The 13338-nt window shown below is 61.1% G+C and carries 10 protein-coding genes; 3 read left to right on the top strand and 7 right to left on the bottom strand.

Annotation, left to right across the window (positions count from 1 at the left end; genetic code table 11):
• Nucleotides 1-167: 167 nt before the first annotated feature.
• Entirely contained in the window at nt 168-1871 is a 1704-nt protein-coding gene (locus tag KVY02_RS08820; RefSeq protein ID WP_218314994.1) for a SulP family inorganic anion transporter, read from the bottom strand.
• A gap of 237 nt (nt 1872-2108) precedes the next feature.
• Between KVY02_RS08820 and KVY02_RS08815 the strand changes: the two genes are divergently transcribed.
• Entirely contained in the window at nt 2109-3755 is a 1647-nt protein-coding gene (locus tag KVY02_RS08815; RefSeq protein ID WP_218314993.1) for a methyl-accepting chemotaxis protein, read from the top strand.
• Here KVY02_RS08815 and rarD read toward each other — a convergent pair.
• Nucleotides 3729-4634 (bottom strand): EamA family transporter RarD, encoded by a 906-nt coding sequence (rarD, locus tag KVY02_RS08810; protein WP_218314992.1) that lies wholly within the window; start codon nt 4632-4634, stop codon nt 3729-3731. The genes KVY02_RS08815 and rarD overlap by 27 nt on opposite strands.
• A 72-nt stretch (nt 4635-4706) precedes the next feature.
• On the opposite strand from rarD, the gene KVY02_RS08805 reads away from it, so the two are divergent.
• Entirely contained in the window at nt 4707-5522 is an 816-nt protein-coding gene (locus tag KVY02_RS08805) for an amidohydrolase (RefSeq protein WP_100730711.1), read from the top strand.
• On the top strand, nt 5522-6226 hold the full coding sequence (locus KVY02_RS08800; RefSeq protein ID WP_081135740.1) for a pseudouridine synthase: 705 nt from the start codon (nt 5522-5524) through the stop codon (nt 6224-6226). The genes KVY02_RS08805 and KVY02_RS08800 overlap by 1 nt, the downstream gene beginning before the upstream one ends.
• A 154-nt stretch (nt 6227-6380) precedes the next feature.
• Here KVY02_RS08800 and KVY02_RS08795 read toward each other — a convergent pair whose 3' ends face one another.
• The 5 genes from KVY02_RS08795 to KVY02_RS08775 are packed head-to-tail and all read right to left on the bottom strand — an operon-like array spanning nt 6381 to nt 13315.
• Nucleotides 6381-7973 (bottom strand): ABC transporter ATP-binding protein, encoded by a 1593-nt coding sequence (locus tag KVY02_RS08795; RefSeq protein ID WP_256357597.1) that lies wholly within the window; start codon nt 7971-7973, stop codon nt 6381-6383.
• A complete protein-coding gene (locus tag KVY02_RS08790; RefSeq protein ID WP_218314990.1) occupies nt 7966-9039 on the bottom strand; it encodes an ABC transporter permease in 1074 nt (357 codons plus the stop codon). Before KVY02_RS08790 ends, KVY02_RS08795 begins: the two co-directional genes overlap by 8 nt.
• A gap of 1 nt (nt 9040) precedes the next feature.
• Nucleotides 9041-10114: a microcin C ABC transporter permease YejB gene (locus tag KVY02_RS08785; protein ID WP_218314989.1), complete on the bottom strand. Its 1074-nt coding sequence runs from the start codon at nt 10112-10114 to the stop codon at nt 9041-9043.
• 53 nt (nt 10115-10167) lie between these two features.
• Nucleotides 10168-12036, bottom strand: a complete 1869-nt coding sequence (locus KVY02_RS08780) for an extracellular solute-binding protein (RefSeq protein ID WP_218314988.1) — start codon at nt 12034-12036, stop codon at nt 10168-10170.
• A 52-nt stretch (nt 12037-12088) separates the two neighbouring features.
• Entirely contained in the window at nt 12089-13315 is a 1227-nt protein-coding gene (locus KVY02_RS08775) for a transglycosylase SLT domain-containing protein (RefSeq protein ID WP_218314987.1), read from the bottom strand.
• Nucleotides 13316-13338: the final 23 nt, after the last annotated feature.

Here is a 13338-nt window from a genome sequence, read left to right as displayed (position 1 = left end):
TTGCTATGCGGTATTTGATTCTGCTAAGTGGTCAGGTGATAGTAGGTAAGCCAGCAGAGGCTGTCAACGCCGTTTGATGAAGTGCTTAAAAAAGCCGATTGCTAAACGCAAAAAGCCGAGCAATGGCTCGGCTTTTCAATTGATTTTCAATGGCTTGAAAGATTGGGCTATTGGGAGAATTCACGCCAGGCAGCATAGGTGCTCAAAAATACCCGGCCAGATAGCTCTTCGAGAAAGTCGCTCTTTTTCAGTTGGTCCATGACCGGCCCCTTGACCTCGGCAAGGTGCAGCTTCACATCGGAATCCTTCAGCCGTGCGTTGATGGCATCCAGACTTTCCAGGGCAGAGGCGTCGATCAAATTGACGGCTGAACAGATCAGTACCACGTGTTCCAGCTCGGGTCGGCTGGCCACCAGGTTGTAGACGGTATCTTCGAGGTAGCGGGCGTTGGCGAAGTAGAGGCTCTCATCGATGCGCAGCAGCGCTGCATTTGGAGCGGTTTCGACATCATGGCGCTCGATATTGCGAAAATGCTCGGTGTCGGGCACCCGACCTACCAGCGCGCTGTGGGGGCGGCTGGTGCGATAGAGAAAAAGCGCGATGGAGAGCGTGACGCCGCCAATGATACCGGCCTCGATGCCTTCGACCAGGGTCAGCAGAATCGTGACCGCCATGGCGGCAAAGTCACTGCGGGAGTAGCGCCAGGTCTGGCGCAGCATGGGAATGTCCACCAGCGTCAGGATGGAGACCGTGATGGTGGCCGCCAGGGTGGCGATGGGCAGGTAATAGAGCCAGCCGGTGAACGCCAGCGTCACCAGCCCAATGCCCAGGGCGGCAAAGGCCCCTGCGGCCGGGGTCTGTGCCCCGGCATCGTAGTTGATCACGGTGCGCGAGAGCCCGCCGGTGACCGGCATGCCGCTGGTAAAGCCTGCCGCCAGATTGGCGGCACCCAAGCCGATCAACTCCTGATTGGGCGAAATACGCTGGCGGCGTTTGGCAGCCAGCATCTGGCCCATGGAGACCGACTCCACAAACCCCACCAGACTGATCAGCAGGGCAGGAATCAACAGCGCCCGCCAGAGCGAGGCATCCCCCCAGGGCAGGCTGAACGCGGGCAAGCCGCTGGGAATCGTACCCACCACCGCCACACCCTGATAGGCCAGCTGCCAGTGCCAAGTGACCAGCGTCGTGATCAGCACGGCAAATACCGGGCCTGCCTTGGTCAGCAGGTCAGCCAGGGATGCAGGCACGCCTAGCCAGATCAACGAGCGTTTGCCGTAGCGGCGCAGCGCCACCAGAAACAGCAGCGTCCCCACGCCAATGGTTGCTGTGTAGGGATTGATGTCAGGCAGGTTGGGCAGCAGCGTCATGAGCCGTTCGACGAGCGTAAAGCCGCTGCTGGCAATTCCCAATAGGCCGCCCAGCTGGCTGACCGCAATCAGAATGCCGGAAGCCGTCAGGAAGCCAGAGATGACCGGGTGGCTCAGGAAGTTGCTGAAAAACCCCATTTTCAGGCTGCCCATGACCAGCAGAATCATGCCCGAGAGCAGCGACAGCACCAGTGCGGCTTGCAGGTATTCGGCGCTACCGGGAGCGGCCACCGACGAGAGTGCCGCCCCCGTCATCAGCGCGATGATGGCCACAGGGCCTACCGCCAGGGTCCGGCTAGTGCCCAGCAGGGTGTAGAGCAGTTGGGGCAGTAGACTGGCGTAAAGCCCTACCACGGCAGGCAGCCCGGCCAGCAGAGCGTATGCCAGCGACTGGGGAATCACCATGACCGTCACGATCAGGCCCGCCATGAGGTCGGCCCCCAGCAGGCGTCGATGATAGTGGGGTAGCCAGGCAAGAATGGGCAAATAGCGCTTCAACATGAGCTCTCGCAGCGTTGGCCATATCAGGAAAAACGGGACCTGCAAAACGGAACATAGTTTAGCCTGTTTAGTTATAAAAATGTCATGTTCACTCGCCCAGGGGCCAAATATTACCTTTTGCTATCCCCCCAAAGTGCTACTTATTTCACCTGTGGAACTGGTTAAGCTGACTGAGTGGTAAACGCGGTCTGTATTGCGCCATGACTCGACGATCTCAACAATAAAAGAGTACTCATTATGCGACTGCTTCGCTGGCTGTTACCGCTGCTATTGATCAGTGCTGCCGTTGGGATGACCTGGCGAGGAGGTTTCTGGGCGTATGCTGGGCTCGCCAGCGCCCTTGTCGCGGGGGGCGCGCTGGTGGCCGCCGCCCTGTACGACGTGTACCGTGCCGATCATCAGCGTTTGGTATCGGTGCCCCGCAGTATCAGGCCGATTCAGGACTATGGTGCGCTACGTGGCATGGCGTATCGCCTGATGCATCGCGCCAGCAGTACCGCCATTGCCTCGGCAGAGGTATCCCACTACGCCGATCTGATGGCCCAGCGTCTCGCCAAACAAGAAAACATGGCCAGTGAGGCCTCTTCCAGCATGAGCGCCATCAACGCTGCCATCATGCAAGTCAGCGCCAGCGCGACACAGGTAGCAGCCCTGGCCGAGAGCGCCCAGCGGGCGAGTCATGACAATCATGATGCGCTGGCCGATATCATTCAGGACATGAGCGATGTTGCCGAGCGCTCCGGCCAGGCGTTGGATATGCTCACCGAGCTGAATGACAAGATCGAACGGGTGCGCAGCGTGACCTCGATGATCGAGGGGGTGGCCGAACAGACCCACTTGTTGTCGCTGAATGCGTCTATCGAGGCTGCCAGGGCCGGTGAGCATGGCCGAGGCTTTGCGGTGGTGGCGGGGGAGGTGCGCGACCTGGCGCTGAAAACGTCTACGGCCACCCAGAGTATCGATGGGCTGGTCAAGGATATGCACCAAAGTGGCCAGAGTGTCGTCAGCACCATGGGCGGGCTGATGACCCGGGTGCGTGAACGGGCTGAGGAGATGCAGCAGGTAGGGAGCAGCCTGGCCACCATTACCCAGGAGTTCGACCAGGTGCAGCAGGAAATCACCAGCGTGGCGGGTGCCATGGACAGTACGCGGGCCCACAGCCAGACCGTGGCGGACAGCCTCGACCAGCTGGAGCACGATGTAGATGAAGGGAACCGCCATATGCATGCCCTTGCCCAGCAAGCCCATGCCCTGATGGACGCGGCCGAGAGCGTGGACGCAGAGTTGGCCCAGCAGCGGCTGGAAGGGCGCCATCAGCAGGTATTCAAGGTGGCGCGTCAAACTGCCGACCAGATTGCCAAGCTGTTCGAAAAGGCCTTGAGCCGAGGCGAGCTATCGGAGGCCGCGTTGTTCGATCCGGATTATGCGGTGATCCCTGGGACCCAGCCGCCGCTTTATCATACCGGCTTCGATGCCTTCACCGACCAGCAGCTGCCCGCCCTGCAGGAGCCGCTGTTGGCAGGTCACGGCCTGAGCTACGCCATTGCCTGTGACCGCAATGGCTATGTGCCCACCCACAACGCGGCAGTGAGCCGTGAACCCAACGGCGACCCACAACACGACCTGAAATATTGCCGCAGCAAGCGCATTTTCGATGACCCTACCGGTCGCCGCTGTGGTGCCCATGAGCAGCCGCTGCTGCTGCAAACCTACAAGCGCGACACGGGCGAGATCATGCACGACCTGTCGGTTCCCATTCATGTGCACGGTAAACACTGGGGTGGCTTCCGCGTGGGCTATCAGCCCGAACAAGCCGCACAGGCTCAAGCCCCAGAGCAGGTGCCTGCCACGCTGGCCTCAAGCGGCCGACTGGCGCGGGCGTGATTGCCAGGACGACCACGAATAGAGCGCCAGCCCCGTCCAGATCATCAGGAAGGTGGCGAGCTGAATCAGGCCCAGAGGCTCTCCAAACACGGTCAGTGCAATCAAAAACTGAATGCTAGGGTTGATGTACATCAAAAACCCCAGGGTGGCCAGCCGCAAGCGGCGTGCGGCCCCGGCAAACGCCATCAGCGGCAGGGCCGTAAGAATACCGCTGACCACCAGTAACGCCGACATGGGCGCGTCATGCAGAAAATGCGACGTGCTTTGCCAACTCATCCAGCTCAGCGCCATCAGGGCCAGCGGGAAGAGCAGCAGTGTTTCCACGAACAGGCCGGACAGCCCATCCAGCGGCACCTGCTTGCGAAAGAGTCCATAACTGCCGAAACTCAGCGCCAGCAGCAGGCTGATCCACGGCAACTCCCCCAGCATGATGAATTGCACGGCAATCGCCAGGCTGGCGAGACCAAGTGCCACCAGCTGTAGCCGGGCCATGACTTCCCTGAGCACCAGCATGCCCAACGCAACGTTGACCAGCGGGGTGAGAAAGTAGCCCAGGCTGGCCTGCAGCACCTGCTTGCTCTCCACGGCATAGATGTAGATGCCCCAGTTGAAGGCGATCAACAGCGCGCAGGCCAGCACCCTACCCAGGCGCCTGGGCTCGACCAGTGCGGCCACCACCGGAGGCCAGCGGCGCAGGACGCTGATCAGCCCGACCAGGAACAGGCATGACCACAAAATGCGGTGGATCAGAATTTCAAACGCGGGTATTCCATCGAACAGCGCAAAGAACAGCGGAAAACAACCCCACATGGTATAGGCGGTCAAACCGAACATGACGCCCTTGACCGCTTCAGGGTCTCTGGGTGCAGAGGGAAGCATAGCAGCCTCATTAACTAAAAATGCTAATCTAGCACACAATCGACCAAGACATTGATGCAAAGGAGGCATGGCATGAGCCAACTGAAAACCAGCCTAGTGCAGTGTGACTTGCGCTGGGAAGACCCCCACGCCAACCACACGCATTTGGCCAAACTGCTGGGCGACCTGGATAGCCGGGACACGGACTTGATCGTGCTGCCCGAAATGTTCGCCACCGGCTTTACCATGAACTCACGCGAGATGGCCCAGCCCATGGCCGACAGCCAGAGCGTGGCCTGGCTGCAAGCGCAGGCGCAGGCCAGGGGCTGTGTGATGACCGGCAGCGTGGCCATCGTGGAGGATGGCCACTACTACAATCGCATGGTGTGGGCGACGCCCGACGGCGAACTGCGCTACTACGATAAGCGCCACCTGTTCCGCATGGCGGGAGAGCATCAGCGATACGGCATGGGGTCGGCGCGGCAGATCGTCGAACTCAAGGGATTCAAGCTGCAGCTCAGCGTTTGCTACGACCTGCGGTTTCCGGTGTGGATGCGCCAGCAGCCAGCAGAAGGCGAGCATTTCGAGTATGATGCCGTGCTGTGCGTGGCTAACTGGCCCGCCCCGCGTCGCCATCCGTGGCGTACGCTGCTGCAAGCTCGCGCGGTGGAAAACCTCGCCTATGTGATAGGCGTCAATCGCGTGGGCGAAGACGCCAAGGGGCTGGCCTATAGCGGCGACTCCATGCTGGTCGATTTCAAGGGCGAACCGCTCATCGACCATCCTGCCCATACCGCATTCATCGACACCGGAACGCTCGACAAGACGGAACTGGATGCCTTTCGTGACAAATTTCCTGCCTGGCAAGATGCCGATCGCTTTTCGCTGCTGCCGGGAGTGGGGCAATAATGCGCCTTGATCGTTTTTTGAGTGAAACCTCTGCGCTGACCCGCAGCCTCGCCAAGCGCGCCTTGAAAAATGGCGAAGTGACGCTGAATGGCGAGCCCATCAAGCAAGCCGCTACCCATATCGACACGGCCCAGGACGAGGTGCGTTTGAATGGCGAGCGTCTCGAGCTGGTGGGGCTGCGCTATATCATGTTGCACAAGCCCAGGGACGTGGAGTGCACCGCACGCCGGGGTCTGTATCCGCGGGTCATCGATATCATCGATGAGCCCAAGGTAGAACGCCTTCAGCCGGTAGGGCGCCTGGATGTGGACACCACCGGACTGCTGCTATTGACCGATGACGGGCAGTGGTCCCACCGGGTGACCTCGCCGCGCCACCGCTGTGCCAAGGTGTATCTCGCCGAGCTGGCCGAGCCCATGGAAGGTGAGGCGGCTCAGCAGGCGGTCGAGCGCGTGGCCGAAGGCCTGCTGCTGGAAGGTGAAGAGACTCCCACCCAGCCGGCCACGCTGCGTTTCATTACCCCGCAGCAGGCGGAGCTGACCATTACCGAAGGCCGCTACCATCAGGTAAAGCGGATGTTTGCTGCCTTGGGCAACCACGTCGAGGCGCTTCATCGGCACTCGATCGGCAGCCTTGCGTTGCCCGACGATTTGGCACCGGGCGAGTGGCGGGCGTTGACTCAGGAAGAGATCGACAGCTTTTAAACGGGCCATATTTATACCGTTATCTTATCTAGCCTGAAAAAATGACCACACCTTTGGATGTTTTCAGACGCTGGCGGAGAGGCTCGGATCGAGCGCTATCCGCCAGCGATGGATTTTGCCAGAAATGCCCTTGGTGATCAGCTTTTCAGCCTGCTCACGAAAGGTGAGCGGCACTCAAAAGCGCTTGGGTATACGGGTGGCGAGGGTTGGCCAGTACGTCAAGACAATCCCCCTGTTCGACCACCTCGCCATCTTTCAGCACCATGATGCGGTGTGCCATGGCGCGGACGACGGCCAGGTCGTGGCTGATGAACAGATAGCTGAGCTGCCGCCTGGCCTGCAGTTCCCGCAGTAGCGTGACCAGCTGCTTTTGCACGGTGCGGTCCAGGGCAGAGGTGGGCTCGTCGAGGACCAGCAGCTCGGGCTCCAGGATGATGGCCCGGGCCACGGCAATACGTTGGCGTTGGCCGCCTGAAAACTCGTGGGGGTAACGGTCGGCACAGCTTTCGGGCAGGCCGACTTCCGCCAGGGTCTGGCGGACGCGTTCGCTGACCTCGCGGTCGCTCAGACGCGGAAAGTGAAAGCGCAACCCTTCGCTGACGATGTCGAATACGGGCATGCGCGGAGAAAGCGCGCCGTAGGGGTCCTGAAACACCATCTGCAGCCGATGGCGCTGGCGACGCAGGGCGTCTCCCGTCAGCTCGCTCAGCCGTGCATCGCCCAGGCTGACATCTCCCGCGCTGGGTACCAGCCGCATGATGGCCGAGGCCAGCGTGGTCTTGCCCGACCCGGACTCGCCCACGATGCCCAGGGTTTCACCGGGCGCTATGTGCAGATCGGTGGCTTTCAGCGCTTCGAAAGCCGGGGGCTGGCGCTGGAACAGCCGCGTCTTGGGACGTTTGAAGCTGACGCGCAGCTGGCGGGCGCTCAGCAGGGCAGCGCTGCTGAGCGGCGCCGCAGGTCGGCCCTCCGGCTCGGCGGCGATGAGTGCTCGGGTATAGTCGCTTTGCGGGTTGGCGAAGACCTGTGCGACGGGCCCGGTTTCTTCTACCTTGCCGCGATACATCACGCAGACACGGTCGGCATGACGACGCACCAGGTTGAGGTCGTGGCTGATCAGCAGCAGCCCCATGCCGTGCTGATCGCGTAGCTCCTTGAGCAATGCCAGAATTTCCTGCTGTACCGTGACGTCCAGCGCCGTGGTGGGTTCGTCGGCAATCAACAGTGCGGGGTTGTTGGCGATGGCCATGGCGATCATGACGCGCTGGCGCTGGCCTCCTGAGAGCTGGTGAGGCCAGGCGTCCAGCAGCTCGTCGGGGCGGGGCAGTTGGACCTGCTCCAGCAGCGTACGCGCCCGCTGCCTGGCGGCTTGTCCGCTCAACCCCTGATGCAGGCGCAGGGTTTCCCCTATCTGCTTGCCAATGCGATGCAGCGGGTTGAGCGATGTCATCGGCTCCTGAAAAATGAACCCGACGCGGTTGCCCCGCAGCGTGTTCCAGTCCCGCTCACGCAGCTGGCTCAGGTCACGGCCTTCCAGCAGGCGCTGGCCAACGACCTGGGCATTGCTGGGCAGCAAGCCAATGGCGCCCAGCGCGGAGACCGACTTGCCCGAGCCAGACTCTCCGACGATGGCCAGGGTTTCCCCCGCATTCAGCGACAGTGACAGTTTGTCGACCACCACCTGGCCATCGAACGCCACGCTGAAGTCGTTCAGGTGCAGCAGAGGGGTGGAGCTAAGTTCAGACATGGGCGGCTTCCCCGGCAGCATTGGCGCCTTGCTTGACGTGGCGAGGGTCGAAGGCATCCCGCAGGCCCTCACCGATGAATACCAGCAGTGACAGCATAATGGCCAGCGTCATGAAGGCCGTGATGCCGAGCCAGGGCGCATGCAGGTTGTTCTTGCCCTGTGCCGCCAGTTCACCCAACGAGGGGGCGCCAGGGGGCAAGCCGAAGCCCAGAAAGTCGAGTGCCGTCAAGGTGCCGATGGCGCCGGTAAAGATGAACGGAATGAATGTAAGCGTGGCCACCATGGCGTTGGGCAGGACATGGCGCCACATGATGAGTCGGGAAGGAAGCCCCATGGCCTTGGCAGCCCGCACGTACTCCAGGTTGCGGGCGCGCAGGAATTCGGCGCGCACGATATCCACCAGGCCCAGCCAGGAAAACAGCAGCATGATGCCCAGTAGCCACCAGAAGCCCGGCTGCACGAAGCTGGCCAGAATGATCAGCAGGAACAGCACCGGCAGCCCGGACCATATCTCCGTGAAACGCTGGCCGATGAGATCCACCTTGCCGCCGAAATAGCCCTGCAGGCCACCGGCAATGACCCCGATGACCAGCGAGCCTGCGGTCAACACCAGCGCGAAAGCCACCGAGAGACGAAAGCCATAAATCACCCGGGCCATGACATCGCGCCCTTGATCATCGGTGCCCAGCCAGTGGCGCCCATCGGGTGGGGCCGGCGAGGGGCGGCTCATCTGCATGTCGAGGGTTTGATACGAAAACGGGATGATGGGCCAGAGCGCCCAGCCATGGTCGCTGATCTGCTGTTGGATGAACGGATCGAGATAGTCGGTACGGGTGGGCAAAAAGCCGCCGAACTCGGTTTCCGGATAGTCGACCAGCAAGGGAACGTACCACTGGCCGTCGAACTGCATCACGATGGGTTTGTCGTTGGCGATCAGCTCCGCGAACAGGCTGATGATGAACAGTACGCCAAACAGCCACAGCGAGACGCGTGCCCGCCGGTTGGCCTTGAACGCCGCCCAGCGCCGCCGGGTAATTGGGGAAAGGCGGGAGGAGATGGCGTGCATATCAGGACTCCCTGGAGGCGAAATCGATACGTGGGTCGACCCACACGTAGGTCAGGTCGGAGATCAGTTTGAGCACCAGCCCGATGACGGTATACAGGAACAGGGTGCCGAAGATGACCGGGTAGTCGCGTTGCATGACGGCCTCGAAACCCAGTAGGCCCAAGCCATCCAGCGAGAAAATCACCTCGATGAGCAGCGCGCCGGTAAAGAATATGCCGATCATTGCCGAAGGTAGTCCGGCGATGATGATCAGCATGGCGTTACGGAACACGTGGCCATACAGGATACGCTGCTCGTCGGCGCCCTTGGCGCGCGCCGTCAACACATACTGCTTGTGGATTTCATCCAGGAAGCTGTTCTTGGTCAGCATGGTGAGCGTGGCGAAACTGCCGATGGCGGCGGCCAGTACCGGTAGCGTGATATGCCAGAAGTAGTCCTTGATCTTGCCCCAGGTGGAGAGGTCGGCAAAATCGGGGGAAGTGAGGCCTCTCAGTGGGAACCAGTCCAGATACGAGCCCCCTGCAAACAGCACGATCAGCAGGATGGCGAACAGAAAGCCGGGGATGGCGTAGCCGACGATGACCAGCCCTGAGCTCCACACGTCAAATCGAGAGCCGTGACGCAGCGCCTTGCGAATGCCCAGCGGAATCGAAATCAGGTAGACCAGTAGGGTGGTCCACAGGCCCAGCGAGATGGAGACCGGCAAGCGCTCGATCATCAGCTCGATCACCGGGCGGTCGCGAAAGAAGCTGGTGCCAAAATCGAAGGTCAGATAGTCCACCATCATGCCGATAAAGCGCTCATGGGCGGGCTTGTCGAACCCGAACTGCTGCTCCAGCTGTTCGATGAAGCGCGGGTCGATACCGCGGGCGCCACGGGAGTCGTCACTGACCTGAATGTCGGCACCGCCCATGTCCAGGCGCGTGCTGGCCATGGCGTCGGCCCCTTCGAAACGGGCCAGCATCTGGTCGATAGGCCCTCCCGGCGCTGCCTGAACGATCACGAAGTTCAGCAGCATGATGCCGAACAGTGTCGGGATCATCAGTAGCAGTCGGCGAAGTGTATAGCGTGCCACGGTGCACCCCATGAAATGAGAGTTGAGCCATTGTCTTGTTCTGCGTTCAGCGATTAACGGCGTCGGTTGCGCCGCTCCAGCGCCGCTTCACGCTCACTGTCGACCCACCAGGCATCCAGGTCCATGGCGTAGGCCGGTGCCGGGTCGGGGTAGCCAAACTTGTCCCACACGGCAATCCGGGTTTCTCCCGAGTGGTAGTGGGGAATCACATAAAAGCCCCAGCGCAGCACACGGTCCAGCGCGTGGGTAATGGTATCGAGGGTTGCTCGATCCTCGGCGCGAATCAGCTGTTCCACCAGCGAGTCCACGGCCGGATGCGCCAGAGCCATGCGGTTACGGCTCTGTGGCGACTCGGCGGCCGCGCTGGTCCAGTAGTCGCGCTGCTCGTTGCCGGGGTTGTTGGATTGGGGGAAGTGGCTGATGACCATGTCGTAATCGTAGCTGCGCACGCGGTTCAGGTACTGGTTGATATCGACGATGCGCATGGAGGTCTGGATACCCAGGCGCGCCATGTTACGCAGCATGGGCTGTACCACCCGTTCCATGCCGGAGTCGTACATCAATACTTCCAGGCTAAGCGGCCGCCCCGTCTGCTCGTTGATCAATACGCCATCTTCCACCATGTATCCGGCCTCTTCCAACAGCGTCAGTGCACGCCTGAGCCGTTCGCGTAGCTCGGTGGGGTGCTCGATGGGCAGCGGGTCGGTAAACAGCCGCTCGGATTGATGCGACGCCAGCAGCTCGTCACGGAAGGGCTCCAGCAGCGCCAGCTCCTCTTCGGTAGGCAGACCGACGGCTTCCATTTCGGAGTTTTGAAAGAAGCTCTCGGTGCGGTAATACGTATCGTAAAAGATATTGGTGTTTAGCCACGGGAAATCGAAGGTGAGGCTCAGCGCTTCGCGTACCCGTGGGCCCTGGAATTTCTCGCGCCGCAGGTTGAACACGAAGGCCTGCATCATCGAGGGATTGACGTCGGGCACGGTAATCCGTTTGACCTGCCCCTGGCGATAGGCAGGAAAGTCGTAGCCAATCGCCCAGGTGGCGGCGCGGGCATCGATACGAAAATCGGTCAAGCCCGCCTTGAAAGCCTCCCAGGCGATATCACGATCCCGATAGTACTCGTAGGTGATGCGGTCGATGTTATAGCGCCCGACATTGACGGGGAGATCCTTGCCCCAGTAATTATCGTCGCGCTGGTAGACGATACGGCGGCCAGGGTCGACCTCGCTGATGCGATAGGGGCCAGAGCCCGGATGGGCCGCCAGGGTGGGGGCGGTAAAGTCACGGGGTTCCCAATAGTGGCGCGGCAGGATCGGCATCTGCGCGACGATCAACGGCAGCTCGCGGGACTGAGTGTCGTTGAATTCAAAACGTACCTGATGTTCGCTGAGCGCCGTGACCTTTTCTACCCCGGCATAGTAGCTGGCGTAAAAAGGGTTGCCCTGTTCGCGCAGCAGGTCAAAGGTGAAGACTACGTCGTAAGCGGTGACCGGCTCCCCATCCTGAAAGCGTGCCTGCTCGTGCAGATCGAACTCGATCCACTCACGCTCAGGGTCCAGGCGCACGCCACGGGCCAGCAGGCCATACAGGCTGAACGGCTCGTTGGGGTTGCTCTCCATCAGCGTGTCGTAAATTTGTGAGATGCCGGTGGCGGGAGTGCCGCGAATGATGAAAGGGTTGGTGGAGTCGAAACTGCCGCCTACAGCGGTATGGGTGATGGAACCGCCCTTGGGTGCCAGGGGGTTGACGTGGGGGAAGTAGGCAAAGTCTTCGGGCAGCTCAGGACTATCATAAAGCGATAGCCCATGCACCGTGGGGACGGGGGCGCTACCCTCGTCTGGCGGTGAGGCCCATAACGTGGCACTCAGCAATAGGCCACCGACCAGTAGAACTGCTTTCGACAACAACTCACCGCGTGGCATTGGTAACGTCCTGTAGTGGCAAAACCGGGGTGGTCACGGGGTTCAGGCCGCCCTAGCCACCCGATAATGAGAGCAGCTGACCGGGCTGTAGGGCTTCCGGGCGATCCAGCCCATTCCACCTGATTAAATCTTGCTGATCAAGCTTATAGCGTGCGGCAATTGTGGAAAGATTGTCGCCCCGTTCAACGCGGTGTACCGAAGGGGAGTCTGCTGCCACGTAGCTGCCGCTGGATTGTGATAGCTGTGCCAGCACCTGGGTGTCCACTTCCTCGGGTACCAGCAGCGTTTGTGCGCTGTTGGGGTCGATGCTGCCGTTCAACAGGCCCGGGTTCAGCTCGGCTAGCGCCGACTGGCTGACATCCAGCATGCGAGAGGCCTGTGCCAGGCTGACGGGCTGTTCCAGCTGTACCTTGGCAAAGGCCGGTTCCGCGTGAATGTCAGGCAAGCTGACACCATAGCGTTCGGGGTTGTCGATGATAGTGGCAATGGCCTTCAGTTTGGGAACGTACTGCATGGTTTCGTTGGGCAGCGCCAGATCCCAGTAGTGGCCTGCCAGGCCCTGGTTCAGGGCCTGCTGGCGTGCGCGATTGACCGTGCCTGCGCCTGCGTTGTAAGCCGCCAGAGAGAGCATCAGGTCGCCTTCATACCACTCGTCGGCCTGCATTTCCAGGTAATTGAGCGCGGCGTCGGTGGACGTCACCACGTCCAGGCGGCCATCGTACTGGCCGTTGCGTACCAGGCCCAGTGCATCACCGGTGCCGGGCATGAACTGCCATAATCCGGCGGCGCCCATATGGCTGCGGGCGCTGGGGTCGAAGGAGCTTTCGACGAAGGGGATCAGAGCAATTTCACCGGGCAGGCCGCGTTCGGATACCTGCTGGGCAATCCAGGCAAGCCAGGGCGTGGCACGCTCGGTGATCGAGACGATATTCTGGGGGCTGGCGCTGTAGAGTTGAATCCACTCGTCTACCCGGGCCTGGGCATCGGCAGATAGGTGCTTCTCCTGCCACTGAAAACTCGAGCGCAGGATGCTCCAGGCATCCTGGGGCTGTAGTTCGAGGGATTCCCAGAAGTGGTGCTGAAACGCAGAGGGTTGGGCCGTCAAGGCATTTTCCGCATTATCCAGCGCAGAGGAGGCGTCGTCGCTACTGGCGTGGGCGCCCCACTGAGGGGCCGTAGCAGAGGCTTGGGTATTCGCGGCGGCGGCCAAAAAAAGGCCCATAATAACCGTACTGCCGGCGCTCAATAACAAGCGCTGGCGAAGCGTTCGATAAGTCATAGTGTATTCGTTTCTATTCGATA

Source organism: Halomonas sp. 18071143 (assembly GCF_019211725.1).
GTDB classification, from domain to species: Bacteria; Pseudomonadota; Gammaproteobacteria; order Pseudomonadales; family Halomonadaceae; genus Vreelandella; species Vreelandella stevensii.
Note: the sequence above shows the minus strand (reverse complement) of the source record. Positions and strands in the feature narration are given on the sequence as shown.